Source organism: Riemerella anatipestifer, assembly GCF_035666175.1.
Classification (GTDB): Bacteria; Bacteroidota; Bacteroidia; order Flavobacteriales; family Weeksellaceae; genus Riemerella; species Riemerella anatipestifer_D.
This window is the reverse complement of sequence record NZ_CP142016.1, coordinates 2093963-2116462: the sequence shown is the minus strand read 5'-3', so window position 1 is coordinate 2116462 and position 22500 is coordinate 2093963. Positions and strand designations below refer to the sequence as shown.

At 35.3% G+C, this 22500-nt stretch carries 17 protein-coding genes; 7 read left to right on the top strand and 10 right to left on the bottom strand.

From position 1 onward, the window contains the following. Nucleotides 1–61 precede the first annotated feature (61 nt). The 7 genes from VIX88_RS10680 to VIX88_RS10650 all read right to left on the bottom strand — a co-directional run bounded on the left by VIX88_RS10680 (nucleotide 62) and on the right by VIX88_RS10650 (nucleotide 8947). The gene (locus VIX88_RS10680; protein WP_004918231.1) at nucleotides 62–832 is read right to left on the bottom strand and encodes a succinate dehydrogenase/fumarate reductase iron-sulfur subunit; all 771 of its coding nucleotides are present in this window, start codon (nucleotides 830–832) and stop codon (nucleotides 62–64) included. Between the two features lie 23 nt (nucleotides 833–855). Then, entirely contained in the window at nucleotides 856–2868 is a 2013-nt protein-coding gene (locus VIX88_RS10675; RefSeq protein WP_064970352.1) for a fumarate reductase/succinate dehydrogenase flavoprotein subunit, read from the bottom strand. A 64-nt stretch (nucleotides 2869–2932) separates the two neighbouring features. Continuing rightward, a complete protein-coding gene (locus VIX88_RS10670; protein WP_004918227.1) occupies nucleotides 2933–3601 on the bottom strand; it encodes a succinate dehydrogenase cytochrome b subunit in 669 nt (222 codons plus the stop codon). Between the two features lie 123 nt (nucleotides 3602–3724). After that, nucleotides 3725–5494, bottom strand: a complete 1770-nt coding sequence (locus tag VIX88_RS10665) for a ComEC/Rec2 family competence protein (RefSeq protein WP_229578695.1) — start codon at nucleotides 5492–5494, stop codon at nucleotides 3725–3727. Nucleotides 5495–5598: 104 nt separating this feature from the next. Beyond that, on the bottom strand, nucleotides 5599–6021 hold the full coding sequence (locus tag VIX88_RS10660; protein ID WP_064970354.1) for a hypothetical protein: 423 nt from the start codon (nucleotides 6019–6021) through the stop codon (nucleotides 5599–5601). Further along, nucleotides 6021–7649 (bottom strand): acyl-CoA carboxylase subunit beta, encoded by a 1629-nt coding sequence (locus VIX88_RS10655; protein WP_064970355.1) that lies wholly within the window; start codon nucleotides 7647–7649, stop codon nucleotides 6021–6023. Before VIX88_RS10655 ends, VIX88_RS10660 begins: the two co-directional genes overlap by 1 nt. A 104-nt stretch (nucleotides 7650–7753) precedes the next feature. Continuing rightward, the gene (locus VIX88_RS10650; RefSeq protein WP_064964479.1) at nucleotides 7754–8947 is read right to left on the bottom strand and encodes an endonuclease/exonuclease/phosphatase family protein; all 1194 of its coding nucleotides are present in this window, start codon (nucleotides 8945–8947) and stop codon (nucleotides 7754–7756) included. A 271-nt stretch (nucleotides 8948–9218) separates the two neighbouring features. Here VIX88_RS10650 and VIX88_RS10645 point away from each other — a divergent pair, with 271 nt between their 5' ends. After that, a complete protein-coding gene (locus VIX88_RS10645) occupies nucleotides 9219–12026 on the top strand; it encodes a carboxypeptidase-like regulatory domain-containing protein (RefSeq protein ID WP_064970356.1) in 2808 nt (935 codons plus the stop codon). 32 nt (nucleotides 12027–12058) lie between these two features. Then, on the top strand, nucleotides 12059–13453 hold the full coding sequence (locus VIX88_RS10640; protein WP_064970357.1) for a DUF5689 domain-containing protein: 1395 nt from the start codon (nucleotides 12059–12061) through the stop codon (nucleotides 13451–13453). A gap of 39 nt (nucleotides 13454–13492) precedes the next feature. Here the strand turns inward: VIX88_RS10640 and VIX88_RS10635 are convergent, their stop codons facing one another. Next, nucleotides 13493–14371 (bottom strand): IS982-like element ISRa1 family transposase, encoded by an 879-nt coding sequence (locus VIX88_RS10635; protein WP_214193991.1) that lies wholly within the window; start codon nucleotides 14369–14371, stop codon nucleotides 13493–13495. A 159-nt stretch (nucleotides 14372–14530) separates the two neighbouring features. Between VIX88_RS10635 and VIX88_RS10630 the strand changes: the two genes are divergently transcribed. Next, the gene (locus tag VIX88_RS10630; RefSeq protein WP_064970613.1) at nucleotides 14531–15466 is read left to right on the top strand and encodes an NAD(P)H-dependent flavin oxidoreductase; all 936 of its coding nucleotides are present in this window, start codon (nucleotides 14531–14533) and stop codon (nucleotides 15464–15466) included. Nucleotides 15467–15500: 34 nt separating this feature from the next. On the opposite strand, the gene VIX88_RS10625 is transcribed toward VIX88_RS10630, so the two are convergent. Continuing rightward, the gene (locus VIX88_RS10625) at nucleotides 15501–16265 is read right to left on the bottom strand and encodes an enoyl-CoA hydratase/isomerase family protein (protein WP_064970611.1); all 765 of its coding nucleotides are present in this window, start codon (nucleotides 16263–16265) and stop codon (nucleotides 15501–15503) included. A gap of 92 nt (nucleotides 16266–16357) precedes the next feature. Between VIX88_RS10625 and radA the strand changes: the two genes are divergently transcribed. Genes radA through VIX88_RS10610 form a run of 3 tightly spaced genes read left to right on the top strand, consistent with a single transcriptional unit; the run spans nucleotide 16358 to nucleotide 19873 of the window. Continuing rightward, on the top strand, nucleotides 16358–17707 hold the full coding sequence (gene radA, locus VIX88_RS10620; protein WP_064970609.1) for a DNA repair protein RadA: 1350 nt from the start codon (nucleotides 16358–16360) through the stop codon (nucleotides 17705–17707). A 46-nt stretch (nucleotides 17708–17753) separates the two neighbouring features. Further along, nucleotides 17754–19397 (top strand): Ig-like domain-containing protein, encoded by a 1644-nt coding sequence (locus VIX88_RS10615; protein WP_064970607.1) that lies wholly within the window; start codon nucleotides 17754–17756, stop codon nucleotides 19395–19397. 11 nt (nucleotides 19398–19408) lie between these two features. Further along, nucleotides 19409–19873: a heme-binding domain-containing protein gene (locus VIX88_RS10610; RefSeq protein WP_064970605.1), complete on the top strand. Its 465-nt coding sequence runs from the start codon at nucleotides 19409–19411 to the stop codon at nucleotides 19871–19873. A 41-nt stretch (nucleotides 19874–19914) separates the two neighbouring features. Here VIX88_RS10610 and VIX88_RS10605 read toward each other — a convergent pair whose 3' ends face one another. Further along, nucleotides 19915–20760, bottom strand: a complete 846-nt coding sequence (locus VIX88_RS10605) for a GLPGLI family protein (RefSeq protein WP_064970602.1) — start codon at nucleotides 20758–20760, stop codon at nucleotides 19915–19917. A 214-nt stretch (nucleotides 20761–20974) separates the two neighbouring features. On the opposite strand from VIX88_RS10605, the gene VIX88_RS10600 reads away from it, so the two are divergent. Beyond that, on the top strand, nucleotides 20975–22405 hold the full coding sequence (locus VIX88_RS10600; protein WP_064970600.1) for a TlpA family protein disulfide reductase: 1431 nt from the start codon (nucleotides 20975–20977) through the stop codon (nucleotides 22403–22405). The last annotated feature ends 95 nt before the right edge of the window (nucleotides 22406–22500 follow it).

Sequence of the window (22500 nt, the reverse complement as noted above, 5' to 3'; positions counted from 1 at the left end):
ATAAAAAAATCGCTTTTCATAACAAAAAGCGATTTTATTTTATTCTAATAAACTGTAAGTCTTATTCTGCACTAGATAGTGTTGCACATAAGAACTCTCTGTTCATTCTTGCAATGTTTTCAAGAGAAATTCCTTTAGGACATTCTACTTCACAAGCTCCAGTGTTAGAACAGTTACCAAAGCCTTCCTCGTCCATAGCTGCTACCATTTTAAGAACTCTTCTCTTAGCCTCTACTCTACCTTGTGGCAATAGTGCATACTGAGATACTTTAGCTCCCACAAATAGCATTGCAGAACCGTTTTTACACGTTGCCACACAAGCACCACATCCTATACAAGCCGCTGCATCCATTGCTTTATCTGCATCTTCTTTAGGCACAGGGATACTGTTAGCATCAGTAGTGTTACCAGAAGTATTTACAGAGATAAATCCTCCTGCAGCCATAATTCTATCAAAGGCACTTCTATCTACTACCAAGTCTTTAATTACTGGGAAAGCAGCACTTCTCCATGGCTCTATATGAATAGTTTCACCATCTTTAAACATTCTCATGTGTAACTGGCAGGTAGTAATCCCTGTATCAGGACCATGAGCTCTACCATTGATGTATAACGAACACATACCGCAAATACCCTCACGGCAGTCGTGGTCAAAAGCAACAGGCTCTTTACCTTCGTTTACTAAATTTTCATTGAGCATATCTAACATCTCCAAGAATGACGAATCAGGAGAAACATCAGAAATCTTATAAGTTTCAAATTGCCCTTTTGATTTATTATTTTTCTGTCTCCAAATTTTTAGAGTCAGGTTTAATCCTTTTTTTGCACTCATTTTATTATCGTTTTTATTGGAGATTATTTATAACTTCTTGTTTTCACTTCTATATTCTCGTAAACCAGTTCTTCTTTGTGTAAGACTTCCTGATTGATGTCTTCTCCTTTGTATTCCCAAACTGCGGCATACTTATAGTTCTCATCATCTCTCTGTGCTTCTCCGTCTGGAGTAGAGTATTCTTCACGGAAGTGTCCTCCGCAAGATTCATTTCTGTTAAGTGCATCCATTGCCATAAGCTGACCTAGCTCTAAGAAATCTGCTACACGGAATGCCTTTTCTAGTTCAGGATTCATACCGTTAGCTTCACCTGGAACTCTTACATTTTGCCAGAAATCTTTTCTAATTTCTTCAATTTCTTGGATAGCTTCCTTCAAACCTTGCTCGTTTCTAGCCATACCCACCTTGTTCCACATTACATTTCCTAATTTTTTGTGGAAATAATCTACAGAGTGAGTTCCGTTATTATTGATGAAGAAATTAACTTTCTCTTGTATCTCTTTCTCTGCTTGTTCAAAAGCTGGTGTATCTGTAGGAATTTGCCCCGTTCTAATATCCGCAGAAAGATAATCTGCAATTGTATAAGGCAATACGAAGTACCCATCCGCTAAACCTTGCATTAGAGCAGAAGCTCCAAGTCTATTAGCACCGTGGTCTGAGAAGTTAGCCTCTCCAATCACGAAACAACCTGGTATTGTAGACATTAAGTTATAATCTACCCAAACGCCACCCATAGAATAGTGCACCGCTGGATAAATCTTCATTGGTGTTTTGTACGGGTTATCCGCTGTAATTTTTTCATACATTTGGAATAAGTTTCCGTACTTTTCTTCTACCCAAGCTTTACCTAAATCGTAGATTTGTTGCTCTGTAGGATTATGGAGATTTCTTTCTAAAGCCGCTTCCTTACCTTTCTTTATGATTTCGGTAGAGAAGTCTAGGTAAACACCTTCTTTAGTTTCGTTATTTTCGATACCAAAACCAGCATCACAACGCTCTTTAGCCGCTCTAGAAGCCACATCACGAGGCACTAAGTTACCAAACGCTGGATATCTTCTCTCCAAATAATAATCTCTATCTTCTTCTTTGATATTTTCAGGTCTTAGTTTACCTTCTCTGATGGCTACAGCATCTTCTATCTTTTTAGGAACCCATATTCTACCAGAGTTTCTTAAAGACTCAGACATCAACGTCAATTTAGATTGCTGTGTCCCGTGAACAGGAATACAAGTAGGGTGTATCTGAACGAAACAAGGGTTTGCAAAGTAAGCTCCTTTCTTATGGATTTTCCAAGCTGCAGAACAATTAGACCCCATAGCATTTGTAGAAAGGAAATAAACATTACCATAACCTCCAGTAGCAATGACTACTGCGTGTGCAGAGTGTCTTTCTATCTCTCCAGTTACTAAGTTTCTTGCAATAATTCCTCTTGCCTTTCCGTCAACAATTACCAACTCCATCATTTCATGACGGTTGTACATTTTAATTCTACCCTTACCTATCTGACGACTCATCGCAGAATAAGCTCCTAATAGAAGCTGCTGACCTGTTTGTCCTTTAGCATAGAAAGTTCTCTTTACTTGAACCCCACCGAAAGAACGGTTATCTAACTGACCTCCGTAATCTCTTCCAAAAGGAACCCCTTGAGAAACACATTGGTCTATAATATTAGCTGAAACTTCCGCTAGACGATAAACATTAGCCTCTCTAGCACGGTAGTCTCCCCCTTTAATAGTATCGTAGAATAATCGGTAGATAGAATCTCCATCTCCCTGATAGTTTTTAGCAGCGTTAATACCTCCTTGAGCCGCAATAGAGTGAGCTCTTCTAGGAGAATCTTGATAACAAAATGCTTTCACATTATACCCCTGCTCTGCTAAAGTAGCAGCAGCAGAACCACCTGCCAACCCTGTTCCTACCACGATAACATCTATCTTATCACGGTTGTTAGGGGCTACTAGGTTCATGTGATTTTTATGATTTTTCCACTTGTCCGCTAATGGACCTGCTGGAATTTTAGAATCTAATATACTCATTTTTAGATATTTTAAATTAAATGATTTAAATTTTAAATTATGATAAGAACTTAAAATCTAAATTTTATTGAGTTACGAAATGAAATACTGCCACAAATATAAAACCTAGTGGGATAAGGATAGAATACCACTTCCCTAAAGCCATAATACAAGGTGTATACTTAGGGTGTCTAGCACCTATAGATTGGAACGAAGATTGGAAACCGTGTGCTAAGTGTAACCCTAAAAGCACAAAAGAAACCACATAAAAAGCCACTCTAATAGGATTAGAAAACTTCTCGTGTAATTCTTCCCAAAAACGAGCAACATCACTAGGGTCTCCTTCTCCAGGAATGTACTTGTAAGTCATCTCATGCACCCAAAAATCATACATATGAAGTGCTAAAAATGCCAAAATAACTGCTCCAGAAATAATCATATTTCTAGACATCCACGAAGAGTTAGCCTTAGCACCATTCACTGCGTATTTCACAGGTCTGGCTTTGTTATTTTTAGCCTCTAATACAAACCCCATCACAAAATGAAAAAACACAGCAAAAATCAAAATTGGCTGCATTAAAAATTGTACAAAAGGATTGTATCCCATAAAATAAGACGCTTGGTTAAACGCACTCTCGCTAAAAACGGAAAGCATATTAACCGAAAGGTGCATCACTAAAAACACTAACAAAAATATTGCTGATAGTGCCATTGCATACTTTCTACCAATCGTAGAACTTGTTAAACCTGCCATATTGAGTTTATTATTTTAAATTTTCACAAAGTTAAAAAAATGTTAAGTTTCTTAAAAATGAGAAACATCAGAAATACATAGTTTATAATCTTTCTAAATAAAATATTTAACACACCATAAAGACTATTGGGACGGATATCTTTTTCCATTAAAAATAACCTCATTTATTTCTTCAGACATCATCTTTACTTTATAGCTTTCAGCTCTTTTAGAAATCACATAAGGTTTTATGAGATAACTTTCTAACACTTCTAAATTGTCTTTATCTGACACCCAAAAATACACTTTTCCTTTATCCAAAACAGAAAATACCTTAGTGTGATAATGGTTATGCCACCTCGCTTCTTTATCGTGATAAGCTCTAACATCTAGCCCCATTTTAATCCCGAAAAATAAAAGTACAGAAAACATCAACTTCATAAAACCTCTCCATCTAAACCGAACCAATATTTCTCTTAGAAAATAAAGCCTTACCGCCAAAACTCCCATCTCCCAAACACTCAACGGTATATCTTGAAAATACCCTAACTCTATTTTACCAAAGAAGCCTATCAGCCATAGCAAGGCTTTAATTAGCCAATCATAAGCAAAAGATAACCAACTCCAATAAACTCCTAAACCAAAAACGATTGTCATTAAAAACGATAGTATAATCACAAATTCCATTAAAGGAAGTACTACAAGATTAGCCAAAATAGACCACGCCGAATACTGGTGGAAATAATAAATCACAATAGGCATAGTCCCAAGCTGTGCCGCTGTAGACATTGTAAAAGTATAAAGTAATAGTTTTTGAATTTTGTTTCTAGGATTTGGAAAAAGACGAATGATAGGTTTATTAAACCAATAAATCCCCAACACCGCAGAAAAACTCAACTGAAACCCTACTGAAAATAGTTCTTGTGTATCTACCATCAGAATACCCAGCCCTGCTAAGGCTAAAGCGTCTAAAACTTGAGGTTTTCTTTGCAAAAGAACAAAACCAAAATAAACAGTGAGCATAATACAAGACCTAACAACAGAACTCCCCCAACCGATAAACCAAGCAAAAACCCAAATTAACACCAAACTAAACAATATTACACCTGTCCTAAATTTTGCTGGCACAGTCAAACTCAGTAGCATATAGATAACCCCAAAGATAATTGCAATATGCGACCCAGAAATGGCTAAAACATGCGTTAAACCACTTCTCCTAAAATTAGTATTAGTTTCCGCATCTACCTCCGTTCTATCAGCTAAAACAATTCCTTTTAGGAAAGCTCTAGTTTGTTGTGAAAGTTTTTCGTTTTTATCTATATTGCTAAGGAGTTCCAGTCGCCATTGTTTCATTTTTTCGGAGAAAGTAAGCTCTGATTTTGGCGCTTTGTGTAAATCTTTGGCATAAGCCTTATAATAAACAGCTTTCCTCGCTTGATATTTGGCATAATCAAACTGGTAATTATTCTTGGAAGACTCCAACGGATATAAACTAAGTTGAGATTGATAGTAGTGCTTATAATCCAATTCTTCCAAATCTTTTGGCGCAGATAAAACTGCTTTAAAAGGTTGATTTTGATGAAATGCTGTTATTTCATAGCGTTTATTTTTAGCCGTTGAATTTAGCTTTTGTTCAATTTTAAAAACAAGTTCTTCCTTTTTAGAAACACTCGGCAAAACTGATTTTTCCGAATTAAGGTAATGAGTAAATACCCCAAAACAAAGAAAAAAGATATTAAGTAACCATATTCTGCCCCGAACTAACCAATCCACTTTTAACCAAATTAACCCAAGGCTAATAACTCCTAATGTAGCTATAAGATTGAGCTGTTGCCACGAGAACCCATTAAGGTCTTGCAAAAAGACACCTAATGAAAAACTTATAAAGAGGCTAAAAAGAATTTGCTTTTTCACTTTGATAAACAAACTGATACAGGATACCAAATTAAGCAAAAAATCAATTCAACCAAACAAAATATTACTTAATTATCTAGTAATGAATTCAGTACACCTCACCATTAACAAGTATGAGTACAACAATTGCAAAATTTTTGCATATTAGATTTATTTAATTCGGGCGTACATTCTTGCAAAATATTGTTTTCATCAACAAATAAGCCCGAGAAATAACTAGACTCTCCTGTCCTCACAAAATCTTGCTTTTCATTCTCCGTTAGTGCCACCATCCAAAAGATAGGTTCAGTTTTATCAAGTCGTGATTTAGCCTCATTAAAGACACTGTTCCAATCTGAACCTACTTTTGATAGCAAAAATCTAAAGAGCGGCGTATAGTCTAATCCCCTTTCTACACCTCTCTTCATTTTTCCTTTACCACCTTGTTGACTTTCATCTCTTCTATTATAATCTTGTCCAAAGTTATGACGAACACCGTAGGTAGTTGTATTTACTTTTCTAAATAGCTTTTTCTTTTCCTTATTCATTACACCTGAATAACACCTAAATTAAATTTCTCTGTAATAGGCGAATGATTAGCCGCTTCTATCCCCATAGAAATCCATTTTCTAGTATCTAACGGACTAATGATGGCATCTGTCCACAACCTTGCAGCTGCATAAGTAGCTTCAGTTTGTTTTTGATATTTTTTAGATATTTCTTGTAAAATTTCGTTTCGGTCTTCTTCGGTAATTTCCTTACCTTTCTTTCTAAGTGTAGCTTCTTGTATTTGTGCTAATACTTTAGCCGCTTGAGCCCCACCCATTACCGCAAGGTCTGCCCAAGGCCAAGCCACGATAAGACGAGGATCGTAAGCCTTACCGCACATCGCATAGTTACCTGCTCCATACGAGTTACCTGTAATAATGGTAAACTTAGGCACCACAGAATTAGACACCGCATTTACCATTTTAGCACCATCTTTTATAATACCACCGTGCTCTGATTTAGACCCTACCATAAAACCTGTTACATCTTGCAAAAATACCAATGGAATTTTCCTTTGGTTACAATTGGCAATAAATCGGGTTGCTTTGTCCGCAGAATCAGAATAGATAACACCTCCGAACTGCATTTCTCCCTTACCACTTTTTACCAATTTCCTTTGGTTAGCTACAATCCCTACACTCCAACCATCTATTCTTGCCGTAGCACATATAATAGATTTACCATAATCTGGCTTATACTCCTCATACTCCGATTTATCTACTAGACATTTTATAATTTCATAAGTATCGTATTGTTCTGATCTAGCTGCAGGTATAATACCAAATATATTTTCAGGACTTTCTTTTGGCAAAAAGCTTTCCGTTCGGTCAAACCCTGCCTTTTCAAAATCTCCGATAGATTTCATTATGTTTTTAATTCTATCCAAAGCATCTTTATCATCTTTAGCTTTATAGTCGGTAACTCCAGAAATAGAACAATGCGTAGTAGCTCCCCCCAAAGTTTCGTTGTCTATACTTTCTCCTATCGCTGCTTTTACTAGATAACTTCCCGCTAAAAATATAGAACCTGTTTTATCTACAATCATCGCTTCATCACTCATAATAGGTAAATACGCTCCTCCTGCAACACAACTTCCCATCACTGCAGAGATTTGAATAATCCCCATAGCACTCATTTTGGCATTATTTCTAAATATCCTTCCGAAATGCTCTTTATCAGGAAAAATTTCGTCTTGCATAGGCAGATAAACTCCTGCCGAATCTACCAAATAGATAATAGGCAAACGGTTTTCCATCGCAATTTCTTGAGCTCTAAGATTTTTCTTACCCGTAATTGGAAACCACGCCCCAGCCTTTACCGAAGCATCATTAGCTACCACAATACATTGCTTACCAGAAACATATCCTATCTTAACCACCACACCAGCACTAGGGCAGCCACCATGCTCTTCATACATTTCAAACCCTGCAAACGCCCCTATCTCTATACTATCTTTATTATCATCTAAGAGGTAATCTATACGCTCTCTAGCCGTCATTTTACCCTCACTTCTGAGTTTTTCTAAGCGTTTCTCTCCTCCTCCTTTCTTTATTTTAGCTAATAACTGATTGATTTCTGAAAGCTTCAATCGGTTAAGGTCTTCATTTTTGTTGAATTGCAAATCCATAGGTTTCCTATTTTTTTAGTCCTTAAAGATAATAGTTTTTATGAAAACAAAAAAGAGGTTGCCCTAAACTAAGACAACCTCCTTCGCAATATGTTATAAACTTTCTAATTAACTTCCTTGGACAATATAGTAAATACTGGGAAGTGGTCACTATATCCTCCCGTGAATTTATCCCCATTCCAAGAACGGAACGGATACCCTTTAAAGCTACCTTCTTTATTGATAAGGTAAGCAGGTGCATAAACTTCTGTTCTAAAAATAGAATAAGAAGCATCTTTTGGGTTGATTAAATTTTCTGAAACAATTATTTGGTCGAACAAGTTGGGAGCATCACGATATGCCAAAGATGCCACCCCTTTCTTAAATAGCGGGTACATCAAGTTTAAATAAGGATACTCTGGGCTAAGTTCTTTAGCACTCCCTACCGTTTTTAAATAATTTTTAAAACTACTACTAATAGGGTCATCATTAAAGTCACCCATTGCTATTAGTTTGGTATTAGCATCTAGAGCTCTTACGCTATCCATCTGTTCTCTTAGCAGCTGAGCGGCAGCATTCCTCTTAGGAAGAGAAACTGCTTCACCACCTCTCCTAGATGGCCAGTGATTAACAAAAAAAGCAACCTTTTCGCCATCTAAATATCCTGAAACCACTAACAAATCACGAGTATACTCTCTTCTACCCTCTTCATTGTATATTTTGAGTTCTTTTTTAGTGCTGTAAGTAGGGCTAAATCTTCTTTTCTGATAAATGAGAGCCACATCTATACCTCTATAATCATAAGAGTTATAATGAATTACTCCGTAATCGTATCTTTTTAACGCAGGTTGTTTTACCAAATCTTCCACTACCTGACGGTTCTCCACCTCAAGAAGTCCCACTACTACTGGAGCTGTCTTGGTAACCGAAGCTCCTAACTCGGAAATAACTCTAGCAGCGTTGGTTAATTTTTGATTATAAATACTCGTGTTGTAATTTTTGGCACTCTTAGGTGTAAATTCTTCTGAAGAACCCTGAAAACGAACCACTTTTTTACCTACCAGTTTAGAGTCCGACCACTCCCCTTTATAGTCCTCACGCTCCAAATACTTTACCGAATCTATTGGCACACTTCTATGAAAACGAGGGTGATTAGGCGGCAGCGTTCCATCTATATAATCTGCCGACTGAATGGTATCCCAAAGGTTTTCCACATTATAGAAACCCACCGTTGCCATTCTTCTCAGCTTACCTGTTTGAGAAAAACTGGTTAAAAAAAGTCCCAATGTTAAGAGAGAAAATATCTTTTTCATTTTCATTTATTTTTAAATAAGTTTTTAAACCTAGATTCTAATTTTGAGCAAAATTAGTGATTTTGAAGTGAACACTAAGTTAAAATTAATTTTAATTAACAATACATAAAACATTATTAGGGACAAACCCCTTGCCCTAAAGCAATCTCACATACTCGTGATAAATATCAGATGTTAAAAATTCTTAATTTCATCAAAACTTGTCAAAAAATTGACTTAATTTTGTGGATTGAATAATCGTTTTATTCAAAAGATAAATTAAGAAAAAAAGAATGTTATGATTAAGAAATTATCATTAGTCTCTATGTTCTGCCTATTACCCGCATCTTACTACTATGCACAGACTACAGTCTATGCATATGTAAAAGATGCTGATGGAAAACCCATCGAAAACGCAGTAGCTGACCTAAGGGAAGCCAATGACGATGTAAAGGCAGACAAAATTGGATATTTCCAATTTGTAGACTTAAAACCAGGACATTACCAAATGGTGGTAACCCAACCTAATTATGAAACAAAAGTTCTAGAGTTTGATGTCTTTGAAAACGAAAAAAGGAAAGATTTGGGAGTTATTACTCTATTTTCCAACCTTAAAAACTCAGAATTGGGAGTAGTTTTACTGGACGACAATAGCAATATGGACGAATCTTCCTCACAAGCGACATTAGGACTATTACAATCTTCTAGAGATGTGTTTAGTAATATTGCTGCTTTTGATTTAGGTTTCTATTGGTTCAGACCTAGGGGTATAGATGGTAGAAGAAGTGAGGTTATGATGAATGGTATCTCTATGGAAAATGCTGATAATGGTAATGTAGATTATGGCAACTGGGGCGGTCTTAATGAAATTACAAGATACCCTGAAATTGCAGTAAACCATTCCCCTTCTGAATACGCTTTTGGAGGTATTGGCTCTGTGGTCTACAAAAATATGAAAGCAAGTGAATACCGCAAAGGTTTCCAATTTACCCAATCTCTTACCAACAGAAACTATCGTAACAGAACTTCCTTAAGATATTCTTCTGGAATGAATAAAAAAGGTTGGGCTTTTACCATAATGGGAGCTAGAAGATGGGCACAGGAAGGTATACAAGAAGGTACTTTTTATGATGCTTATGGAGCTTACCTAGGAATTGAGAAAAAAGTAAATGATAAACATACCCTTACTTTAAACTTAATAGGTTCTCCGTATCGTAGAAGTACCGCTAGCCCTAATACCCAAGAAGTAATAGATTATAATGGCGTACACTACAACGCTTACTGGGGCTGGCAAGATGGCGAAAAAAGAAGTGAAAGAGTAAGACAAGGATTTCAACCAATATTGCAACTTACTGATTATTGGAAGATAAGTAATAAGTCTCAACTTTGGACTACTCTTTCCTACCAATTTGGTAAAGACAAGGCTTCTAGGCTAGATTGGTACAACGCTCAGAACCCATCACCTCTATATTATAGAAACCTTCCTAGCTACTTTGCGGGATTAGCTAACCCTAGCGACTCCGACATAGCTCAACTAGAAATAACCAAAAACAGATGGGAAAGTAATGACCAAAATTACACTCAAATAAATTGGGATAAGCTTTACCTCGCTAATAGAAATAGAGAACAAGCGGTTTATTTTCTAGTTAATGATGTTAATGATGACAAAGTTTGGAATGTAGGAACTCATTTTGTTCATAATTTTTCTGACAAGACTCAGCTATTCATCAACGCTTCTTACAGAAATTACTCATCAGACCAATACAGAGAAGTAAAAGATTTACTTGGAGCACAATATGCTCTTAACGGAGATCCTTTTGCTGCTACTAACCAACCTAAACTTTCAGGTTTATTCAACGAAGGAGAAGAAAACACTCATAAAAAAGTAGGCGATAAAATAGGTTATGACTACACTTTCCGAAGACAAGAAACTAAGATAAACCCTGCTTTGAAATTTAGCACAGGTAATTTTGATATTTTCGTATCTGCCCTAGCGGCTTACATCACTAATAATAGAGAAGGGCATTTTAACCACTATCTTTACAAAGATGCATTAGGAAAATCCGAAAACCAAGACTACTGGAATTTCGGCTTAAAAGGTCAATTAATCTACAAGTTAGACGGTAGACATTTCTTAGTGTATAACGGTGCTTACTATTCTCAAGCTCCTTACCTAAACAATTTATTCATCAATGCAAGAGCTAACAGTGCTATTGCACCTAATATTAGAAGTGCTGTGGTAGCTGCTAATGATATTAGTTACATGGTATCCTCTCCTTTTGTTAAAGTGAGAGCAACAGCATTCCTTATTGACACTCAAAATGACACTAATGTACAACGTTTCTTTGCTGACGGAATCAAGCTAGATGGTGTAGACAGCGAAGGTAATGCGACTAGTGCTAGAAGTGCATTTGTAACCCAAGTAATGTCTAATGTAAACCGTAGAAACATGGGTGGAGAGTTAGGTGTAGAGGTTAAAGTTACCCCAACAATTACTGTTAATGGTATCGCAAACTACGGTAAGTACACTTATACTAACAATCCTGAAGTATATTTTGCTTCAGATGCGGTTGGGCTATTCCCTAACGGTAAGTTATACACTAGTTACGGAACTTCTTACATTAAAAACTTTAGACAAGGAGGCACTCCTCAAGAGGCTTACTCTTTAGGAATAAAGTATAGCTCTCCAAAATACTGGTGGGTAGGTGCTAACTGGAACTATCTTGGCAATAACTTCCTTGACCCTTCACCTTTAATTCGTTCCGATTTCTTTGTTAACAACCCTGCAACAGGAACGCCATACGCTGGTATATCTGAGCAAGAATATAGACGAGTAAGTGCTCAAGTTAAACTTCCTGTAGCTTACTTCTTCAATATCAACGCTGGTAAGTCTTGGATGTTAGGTAAGTATTATGTGCTTGTTAGTGCTACCGTAAACAATGTGCTTGACAATACCAAATATGCTACTGGTGGTTTTGAACAGACAAGAAATGTAAACTTTGCAGACTTTAGAAGAGACTACGATAGAGAGTATCCTAATTTTGCACCTAGATATTTCTTTACTCAAGGTAGAAACTATTTTATCAACCTACAGGTAAGATTCTAAATTTTATTTTTAACAATTTTAATACAATAAAAATGAAAACAACAACATACTTAAAAATTTCGTTAATAGCTTTATCTGGTTTTGGAGCATTAACTTCTTGCGTGCAAGACGACAAATTCGATACACCTGCAATCCAATGTAGCAATCAGTTTGCTGAAGCTAACATTACCATTAAAGATTTTAAAGCATTAGCACCAACTCCTGTTAACTTCGTGAGTAATTATGTTGTTCCTAATGGAACAAATGATGCTCCTGTAATCTTTGAAGGATATGTAGTTTCTTCTGACGAAGGTGGTAACTTCTACAAACAACTAACCATACAAGATAGCCCAGAAAACCCTACTGCAGGTATCCAAGTGGCTATCAATAAAACTTTTCTATACACAGACTATCCAGTAGGATCTCATGTAAGAGTTAAAGCTAATGGTCTTTCTGTAGGTATAGACAGAGGTGTTGTTAAATTAGGATATGTAAACCCTACTGGGCAAATACCAGAAGGTAACATGAGAAACTTCATTACTGGCGTTTGTGGTGGTAATACCATGGATATTAAAACTATTACTCCTAGAGTGGTAAACTCTATCGCAGATGCTATGAAAGATGAATATATTAACACTTTAGTTACTATTAAAAATGTACAGTTTGCCGAAGCTGATGGTAAGGTAACCTACGCAGACGCTGTTAATAACCAAACCGTTGATAGAACTTTAGTAGATAAACAAGACAACTCTGTAATCGTTAGAAACAGTGGGTTTGCACGCTTCGCAGGAACTACTTTACCTACCAAGAGCGGAGACATTACAGTAGTTGTTAGCAAATATAACTCTACATGGCAATTCTACATCCGTGATTTAAACGATGTTAAATTTGAACAAGATAGATTTGTAAGTGCTAAAAATGTTTTAGGCGGTGATGCACCTGTATATAGCAAAAGTATAGCAGAAACTTTTGATAATGTTACTACAGCTACCAATTTCAAAAGAATTGCAGACTCTAAGTACATCAACTACTCTGTACTTGAAAACCGCTTCTGGGAGCAAAAAGCTTTTAGTGGCAACAACTATATCCAAATAAGTTCATTTAAGTCTAATACAAATGTAAATGCTTACTTTATTGTTCCTGCTGAATTTACAGGAACTTCTAAACTTTCTTTCCAGACAAAAGACGGTTACTACACTGGGGAAGCTCTTAAAGTATATTACACAACAAAATACACTCCTGGTGGAGAAGTAAACAAAGCAGACTTAGTAGATATTACTTCTAAATTTACTTTCTCAAAAGGGAATGTTAATGGCTACGCAGTAGATTGGGTAAACAGTGGGGAATTTACTATCCCTATTACAGGAAAAGGTTACATCATCTTTGAATATGCTGGTACTACTACTGTAACTACAACTATGCAGCTAGACAACATTACTTTAAAATAACAGATTAAACATTTTATTTTAAAAAACTCGTTGTGCATTTTAAATAATACTGATTTTTAGATGATTTAATTTTCTTTGGAAGATAAATTTATTGATATATTGAATAACCGTTGCGGCGGTTATTTTACTGATTATCCTTGTTTTAAAGCCTTCAAAAGTTTTAGCATAGTTTCTTTTAATCATAAATTGGTCGCAAAGTTGAGAGAAAAATGTCTCAATTCGTTTTCGCTTTTTCTTGTACAATGAAAATTGAGGAATATAATCTTTCTGATTACTTCTCATTGGTGTATCTAATTTAATATTAGCATAGTTAAATAAATCTATTTGAACTTTTGCTGATAAATAGCCTCTATCTCCAATTAAAGTACAGTTTCGCATTTGCTCACCACTATCTTTTAAATAGTGGATGTCGTGAACGGATGCAGGGCTTATATCAAAATTCTTAATCACACCATTTAAAGAACATACTGCGTGTAGTTTATAGCCATAGAAATATAATTTCTGTGAAGCACAATAACCATATGTTGGTGAAGAATAGGATTGCTCTTTACAAATTTTTGAACGAGTAGAACGAGCGTTTTCACAAACTTTCATTGGCATGCTATCAACGATAAAAATATCTTCAAACTCATTGAACTCCATCGAAATACGCTGTCTAATTTGCTCTGTTTGTAGGGATAGTCTTCGTTTTCGCTTATTGTAAACACTTCTTTCAATTTTGTTTATCAGAGAGTTTGGCAATTTTCTAAAGAACTGTAATTCGCTATCAATACTCAAGTATTCAGCAGTAATATTAAGACTTATGACTTCTAAATCGCTCATTTTAGGTGTTCTTCTCTGATAACTAATCAGTTGATTTTCTGAAAAAAGTCCTAAAACTTCCAAAATTCTTTCATATATTTGCTCTATGTTGTTCATTTATATCGTTTTATAGCAAAAACAATATACTGATTTTCAGTCTAATAAACAACTCTTGTTTTTTTCATTTCATAATGCACAACGGGTTTTAAAAACTAAAGCTACTTCAATTGAAGTAGCTTTTTTCATTATCTTTGCGATAGTTCTTAACTTTCAAATATGAAAAATAGAATTTCAAAACTTTTCAATATACAATACCCTATTATACAAGGTGGTATGGTATGGCATAGCGGTTGGCGGTTAGCCTCTGCCGTTTCTAACGCAGGAGGTCTCGGACTGATTGGTGCAGGAAGTATGTACCCTGATGTCTTAAGAGAACACCTCCAAAAATGCAAAAAAGCCACCAATAAGCCTTTTGGCGTTAATATTCCTATGCTTTATCCTAACTTAGATGAAATCATCAATATTATTATGGAAGAGCAGATTAAAATCGTATTTACCTCAGCAGGAAATCCGAAAACTTACACCGAAACTTTACAAAAAGAAGGTATAAAAGTAGCTCACGTGGTTTCTTCTCTAAAATTTGCAATAAAATGTGAAGAAGCTGGTGTAGATGCTGTTGTTGCTGAAGGATTTGAAGCTGGTGGACATAACGGCAGAGACGAGACTACCACTTTCTGCCTTATCCCTAATGTGAGAAAACATATCAGTACTCCCCTTATTGCTGCAGGAGGCATCGCCACAGGACAACAGATAAAAGCTGCCATGATACTTGGAGCAGATGGTGTACAAATCGGCTCTAGATTTGCAGCCACAACAGAGGCGAGTTCTCATGAGGCATTTAAACAAAAAATAGTGGAGGCTAAAGAGGGAGACACTCAACTTACTTTGAAAGAACTTGCTCCCGTTAGATTGCTAAAAAACAAATTCTTCCACGACCTAGAAAAACTTTATGAAAATGGAAGGGATACAGAAACCCTAAAACAAGCTCTAGGTAGAGCAAGAGCCAAGAAAGGCATGTTTGAAGGCGATTTAGACGAAGGCGAACTTGAAATAGGACAAGTTTCTGCCCTCATAGACAACATTATCTCGGTAGATGAAGTATTTAAAAGACTTATAAAAGAGTTCAACGAATGTAAAGAACCTTTCTTATAGTAAATTTAAAGCTACCCTAGGCAGGTAGCTTTTTTTATTTTTTAGCTAATCGTGCTTTAATCTTTTGTATATTTTCTTTTGCAGTAGCCTTTAATACTAGACTTGCACTCATTAAAATTCGGTCAGGCAAAATACTATCAAAATGCTCTGTACCTTCCCAAGAGACTTTTTTAATGAGAGCCAACGCATCTGCACTCCTTTCTGACAACTGTTTCAAAAACGCATCTAGTTTTTCGTCCATAGAAGCTATATTTTCCGAAATGTTATGGTAGATGTGATTTCTTTCCGCCCATTCGGCACTTCTAAACTCCGTATCTAAAGACATTGCAGAAAACTGTGATTTTCCTATCTTTCGCTCTACAAATGGACCAATAACGAATGGACCAATACCTAAATTGATTTCTGTAAGTGCTAAAGCTGACTCTTTTGTAGCAAAACAATAGTCTGCCGCACAAGCAATGCCCACGCCGCCACCTGTAACCTTACCCTGAACTCTTACAACTACTATTTTGCCACAATTCTTCATAGCATTTAGTACCTTAGCAAAACCTCCAAAAAATCTTTTAGAAGATTCTAAATTATCAATTTCTAGTAGCTCATCAAAGCTCGCACCTGCACAAAATGCTTTCTCTCCGTGAGATTTAAGTAATATTGCCTTTATTTCTTCTTTCGCTCCTTCGGATAAAATAGTTTGAGCTAATTGTTCTAAAATATGCCCTGGCAAAGAGTTGCTTTTAGGCGTTCCAAAAGTAATATATGCAATATGATTTTTTATTTCTGAATTTACAAAAGCTTCCATTTTTATTGACTTTAGATTTATATTCTACACTGTGCTAATTTAAGAAAATTTATTTTGTAAATTGCGGTTTCATTTTTAATAGACATTCAGAAGTGGCTAAATTAAAAACAGTATATTATTGTCAGAATTGTGGTTCACAACATTCCAAATGGCACGGGCAATGCCAAAATTGTGGACAATGGAATACCTTAGTGGAAGAGATTGCAGAAAAAACAACCTCTAAAAATTATGCAGGAGATTTTGGAAGGCAACACCTCATCAATATCATAGAAGTAGAAACACAAGCTGAACAACGCATTAAAACTCCAAGCGAAGAACTTAACAGAGTTTTGGGTGGCGGTATTGTTTTAGGTTCGGTAACTCTTATCGGAGGCGAACCAGGTATAGGGAAATCTACATTACTGTTGCAATTAGCCCTTAAAATGAAGAAAAAAATCCTCTATGTTTCTGGGGAAGAAAGTGCCTCTCAAATCAAAATGAGAGCAGATAGATTAACGGAATTCCAAAATCCGAATTGTTTTTTATACACTGAAACTTCAATAGAGAAAATCTTACACGAAGCCAAAAAACTTCAGCCCGATTTTATGATTGTGGACTCTATACAAACCTTACATTCGCAGGTGATGGAGAGTTCCCCAGGTACAGTGTCTCAGATTAGAGAATGTGCTTCGGAAGTTATAAAATTTGCAAAAGCGACTAACACGCCTGTTTTTTTAGTGGGACATATTACTAAAGATGGACAAATAGCGGGACCAAAAGTGTTGGAGCATATGGTAGATGTAGTTCTTAATTTTGATGGTGATAGAAACCACTTATTTAGACTTTTAAGAGCAAATAAAAATCGTTTTGGTTCTACTGCGGAGATTGGTATTTATGAGATGATTTCAGCAGGATTGAAAGAAATTAAAAATCCTTCGGAAGTGCTTATTACCAAAAAATCCGAAGAGTTTTCAGGTAATGCGGTGGCAGTAACGCTAGAAGGTAACCGCCCTATGTTGCTAGAAATACAAGCCCTCGTAAGTACAGCGGTGTATGGTACACCACAGAGAAGTTCTACGGGTTTTGATGCTAAAAGGCTCAATATGCTTTTGGCGGTTTTGGAGAAACGTTCTGGCTTTCAACTTGGGGCTAAAGATGTATTTTTAAATATTACTGGAGGTATTAAAACGGACGACCCCGCTCTAGATTTGGCTGTAGTTGCCGCTATCTTATCTTCCAACGAGGATATTGCAGTATCGGAGCATTATTGTTTTGCTGGGGAAATTGGTCTTAGTGGAGAAATTCGTCCTGTGCCACAAATAGAAAAACGCATCTCCGAAGCCGAAAAATTAGGCTATCATAAGATATTTGTTTCTAAACAAAATAAAATACCAAAGAAAAAACACAATATAAAAATTGTGGAAGTTTCTAAAATAGAAGACTTTCACGAAGAAATATTTTAAGCATTCATCTTGTTTAAAAACCTTACTTTTGCCTAAATAAAAGAAAATGAAAAAAGTTTTTTTTCTGCTTATTATTAGTTTTATAGTACACTCTTGTGCCAGGGTAGGTGCTCCTGTGGGTGGCAATAAGGACACTTTAGCCCCTCGTTTTTTAGGAGCTAATATAGATAGTTCTAGAACCAAAGTGCCTGTACTTATAAGAGAGCTAAGACTAGATTTTGATGAATATGTTAATTTAAAAGATATTCAAAAGCAGCTCATTATTTCGCCTCCTATTAAAAATATAAAGAAGATTATCCCCTCTAATCTTGCCAACAAATATGTATTGATACAGTGGGGAGATACTCTACAAGCCAATACCACTTACAGTTTTAATTTTGGTAATTCCATTGTAGATAATAACGAAGGTAATATTTTGCCATATTTTAATTTTGCTTTTTCTACTGGGGAAAAATTAGATAGTCTCTACCTTGCAGGAACGGCACAAAATGCTCTATCTACTCCTAACAGTGAAGCTCAATCTAAATCTAATATAGTAGTGGGGCTTTATAAGGCTTCGGATAGTATCAATTTTAGAGAAAAACCTTACTACATTACTAAAGCTGATAAAGACGGCTATTTTGAGTTGGAGTATTTGGCTCAAGGCAAGTATAAAGTCATCACTTTTGATGATGAGAATATGAACTCTGTATATGATAAAGGCAAAGAAAATCTAGGTTTTATTAAAGATGAACTTAATGTTACTAAAGGTATTTCTGGGCTTAAACTCACGCTTTATCCACCTAAAAAAGAAGTAAAATACAAAGAAATAAAAGCCATAGACGGAGGTCTCCTGCTCCTTTTTGAAGGGAAACCCGAAAAAGTAGAAGTGAAGGAAATTACAGGTCTGGTACAAGATTATAAAGTTTCTCATCAGAAGTTTTCAGATTCTGTAAGAGTTTGGTTTGATGCCCAAAAGGAAAATTTAAGCTCCACCCAAGGGACTAATCTTAAATTCAGTTATGATACCAAAGTTAAAAAAGATACCGTTCAGATATTCTATCGTACCAATCCTAAGGAGGAATTTACTCTTAAAAATAATGAGGGGCATTTACTTCCGCCCAATCACCCATTTAGGATTACAGCTAATATGGAGTTAAAAGAACTCAACACCCAACAATGGGAACTAAAGGTAGATTCTACTCATCAACAACCTTTTAAAGCAAAAATAGCCGAAACTTCACCCAATACCATCATTATTGAAAGTGATTTTCAAAAAGAAAAAAAATACCGTCTGTTTATTCCAAAGGAAAGCGTAAATTCTTTCTATAAGTCTAATGTTAAGCCTTATGTTTTTGAGTTTGAGGCAGACACGCCCCAAAACTATGGTTCTGTAACAATAAGGATTAAAAATAAGCCGTCTGCTCCCTTTTGGATAGAGCTTCTAGACCAGCAAAACAAAATATTATCTAGTAGAAAAACTACCGAAGCGGAACATAAATTTACAGAATTAAAACCTGATACTTATTATATAAGAATTTTGGTAGATAATAACGGTAACGGCATTTGGGATACTGCCGACTTAACGACTAATACCCCTGCCGAAGATTACTTTGTTTTCCCTAAGAAAATAGAAGCCAGACAGTTATGGGATTTGGTAGAAGATTGGGAACTTCCTAAGCAAGAAGTATCAGCAACCGAAAACAACTAGAAAGAAAACTAATGAGAAAAATATTTAAAATAGCTTTGTGGACTGTATTAGGTCTGTTACTGATACAACTTATCCCAATAGACCGCACTAACCCTCCAGTAAACGAAAAGGATAATTTCGTAAGGATGGAAAATACGCCTAAAGAGGTAGAAGTGCTTTTAAAAAAAGCTTGTTACGACTGCCATTCCAACGAAACCAAATACCCTAGCTATGCCTACATTGCACCTATATCTTGGAGCATAAAACACCATATTAACGAAGGAAGAAAGCACCTTAACTTCTCCGTGTGGAATACTTATAATGAGTATCTAAAAAAAGGAGCTTTGGAAGGAAGTATAGAAACTATAAAACGCCACGAAATGCCACTAAAAGGCTATGTAGCACAACACCCAGAAGCACAACTCACCCAAAAACAAAGACAGCTTTTGCAAGATTATTTCCAAAAGCTACTAGATGAAGAGGTTTATAAAAAATAAGTCTATTACAATGTAATAGACTTATTTTTATCAATAATGTACTAATTTTCTAACTCAATGGGATTGTATCCTTTCTTTTCCAACTTATCTCTTTTTTGTTTTTCTCTCAATGCAGTGGTTTGTTCAGGTGAGAGAACAACACCATCATTTTTCATTGATTGTAATAAGTTCTTCCTAAAACTATCTTTCGCAACCTCTAACTCCTGCTTTGTAACAGATATAAAATTATCATAGCGTTTTTTGTTTATACCTATTACCTTTCCTTTTAAATCTCGACCGGGTAATGATTCTACTAACTCAAAATCATACTCTTCTTTTTTGTCCGTCATTTTTATAATCAGACCTGGTAACCCTCCAAACTTATAAGGTCCATAAGGGAAAGGAATTTCAGTAGAGTACCAAGCAATCCAGTCTCTACCCTTAAATCTTAACTCAGCTTTTTTACAGCTAAAAGAGTTAACTATCTTTGTTTCATCAACTAATTTCCAACTATTGATTTTAGGTTCTTGGTAAGCAAGAACAGAAGTTCCTACAGTTCCATAGAAAATAGTTTTATCATTTTCTTGTACGACTAGAAATTTAGAATTTGTTTTTGGAAATGACTTACCACTAAAATTAATAGATTTTGAACCATCTCTGATAGCTGTATTCATCTCACTAGTAAAAATAGAATCGTACTTTAGTAAATTTTCACTAATAAAAAATGAGCGATTATCACTAACTTGAAGAGAAAATAACTCTTGATAAAGAGTTTCAGGATAAAGATTATTAGGTTTCGACTTCAATAGATAAGTAAAACTTCCGCGTAACGAATCGTTTTTATATACTTGTGCATCAATGTGTACAAATAACGATAGGGCTATAGTGGAAATGTATTTTTTAAACATAAAATTAAATCCTTAATTGTTACAAAAATATATTTTATGAAAATAATCAAATACAATAATAGTTAATTTACTTTTTGTGAATCTTTTTTGTTGAAATTCCCAATCACTAATCAGGATAATATTCTGTTAAAATGAATGTTAATTTCCTTTACTTATTTTTTAACCGAGTTTTATTAACTACCTTTGTGATTGTAAAAAATAATCATTTATATCTATGAAAAAATATCTTTTGTTAGTACTTTTTGCCATTCTAATGGTATCTTGTTCTAAAAATGAAGTTCAAATTTCGGGAACGCTTAAAAATGCTTCTCCTTTGGATAGGATAGAACTCATCAATGTATCTAGTGCCAGTTCGTTGCCTATTATGAATATAGGAGTAGATGCTAAAGGCAACTTTTCCGCAACTCCAAAAATAGAGGAAGGCGGCATCTATCTAATAACCTATGCAAGGCAGATGAATTTTATTTATCTTAAAAAAGGAGATAATATTAAAATTACGGCTGACGCTACAGAATTTCCTAGAAAAATGAAAATCTTAGGAGATGGCGAAAAAAACAATGAATTCCTTACTCAAATGCAATCTTATATAGAGGACTACATGAGCAAAATAGATATGCAACTTATGTCTAAGTCTGAAAAAGAGTTCATTGCAGCAGTTAAAAAAATACAAACAGATGTAGATAAAAAAATAGAAGAGGTTAAGTCTAAAACAAAACCAGACTCCGAAGTGGTAGAATGGAAATCAAGCGAGATGAAAGTAACCCTTCTAATGATTACCGAACAATATGCGGCTATGCATGGTGCGGCTACTGGAAACCCTAGTTTCAAGCCTTCGGCTGAATTTACAAAATATCAAGATAGTCTAAAAGGAGATGAGAAGAAATGGATAAAAACTCTGCCTACTTATAGAAGCTTCCTACTCATTAAGAATCAAGAAGGTTTTACCAACTTTATGAATACGCTTCAAAACAAAGAAATCTCTACTACAGAAGCCTTTGTTAAATATCTAGAAGGTAAGAAAGATATTGACCAGTACACGAAAGACCACCTAATTGCTTTCGTTGCAACACAATACGATTTGCAACCTCAACACCCAAGAATTAAGCAAGTAATGGAAGTGGTTAATAAGTCTATTAAAGACAGCCAAATAAAAAAAGAGTTAGAAAAAGTTAAACTCGCTATACAAGGTATTGAAGTTGGGCAGAAAGCTCCTAGCGTTGATTTAGTTAATAATAAAGGAGAAAAAGTGAGTTTATCTAAATATGAGGGTAAACCAAGCGTTTTAGTATTTTATGCTTCTTGGAATCCTTATGTATCCGAAAGTCTTACTCCTTCTGTAAAGCAACTTGCAACTCAATATGGAGGTAAGGTTAATTTGGTAATGATAAATCTAGATGATACTGAAGACCAATTCAAAAAGACTGAAGCCGCTATGTTTAAAGGATTAAAAGTGGAAAGTTTGTATGCTAAAAACGGTATGAACTCTGAAGTTGCTGATAAATTTGGTATTTATGGATTTAAATTACCGAGTGCTGTGGTAATAGATAAAGATGGTAAAGTGGCTAGCCCTGTAGCTATAGGTAATATAGATATGCAGATAGTAGATGCTTTAAACAAACTATCTCAACCTACTGCAAAGAAGTAAAATAATTTTATTTAAAAATAACAAGATGGGGCTATCTCTGTGAGATAGCCCCATCTTGTTATATAAAGATATGATAAAAATCATTAGTTGAAAAA

What these genes read in the sequence shown, in the direction of transcription:
- VIX88_RS10680 (WP_004918231.1), bottom strand. Translation starts at nt 832, where the DNA reads ATGAGTGCAAAAAAAGGATTAAACCTGACTCTAAAAATTTGGAGACAG.
- VIX88_RS10675 (WP_064970352.1), bottom strand. Translation starts at nt 2,868, where the DNA reads ATGAGTATATTAGATTCTAAAATTCCAGCAGGTCCATTAGCGGACAAG.
- VIX88_RS10670 (WP_004918227.1), bottom strand. Translation starts at nt 3,601, where the DNA reads ATGGCAGGTTTAACAAGTTCTACGATTGGTAGAAAGTATGCAATGGCA.
- VIX88_RS10660 (WP_064970354.1), bottom strand. Translation starts at nt 6,021, where the DNA reads ATGAATAAGGAAAAGAAAAAGCTATTTAGAAAAGTAAATACAACTACC.
- VIX88_RS10655 (WP_064970355.1), bottom strand. Translation starts at nt 7,649, where the DNA reads ATGGATTTGCAATTCAACAAAAATGAAGACCTTAACCGATTGAAGCTT.
- VIX88_RS10650 (WP_064964479.1), bottom strand. Translation starts at nt 8,947, where the DNA reads ATGAAAATGAAAAAGATATTTTCTCTCTTAACATTGGGACTTTTTTTA.
- VIX88_RS10645 (WP_064970356.1), top strand. Translation starts at nt 9,219, where the DNA reads ATGATTAAGAAATTATCATTAGTCTCTATGTTCTGCCTATTACCCGCA.
- VIX88_RS10640 (WP_064970357.1), top strand. Translation starts at nt 12,059, where the DNA reads ATGAAAACAACAACATACTTAAAAATTTCGTTAATAGCTTTATCTGGT.
- VIX88_RS10635 (WP_214193991.1), bottom strand. Translation starts at nt 14,371, where the DNA reads ATGAACAACATAGAGCAAATATATGAAAGAATTTTGGAAGTTTTAGGA.
- VIX88_RS10630 (WP_064970613.1), top strand. Translation starts at nt 14,531, where the DNA reads ATGAAAAATAGAATTTCAAAACTTTTCAATATACAATACCCTATTATA.
- VIX88_RS10625 (WP_064970611.1), bottom strand. Translation starts at nt 16,265, where the DNA reads ATGGAAGCTTTTGTAAATTCAGAAATAAAAAATCATATTGCATATATT.
- VIX88_RS10615 (WP_064970607.1), top strand. Translation starts at nt 17,754, where the DNA reads ATGAAAAAAGTTTTTTTTCTGCTTATTATTAGTTTTATAGTACACTCT.
- VIX88_RS10610 (WP_064970605.1), top strand. Translation starts at nt 19,409, where the DNA reads ATGAGAAAAATATTTAAAATAGCTTTGTGGACTGTATTAGGTCTGTTA.
- VIX88_RS10605 (WP_064970602.1), bottom strand. Translation starts at nt 20,760, where the DNA reads ATGTTTAAAAAATACATTTCCACTATAGCCCTATCGTTATTTGTACAC.
- VIX88_RS10600 (WP_064970600.1), top strand. Translation starts at nt 20,975, where the DNA reads ATGAAAAAATATCTTTTGTTAGTACTTTTTGCCATTCTAATGGTATCT.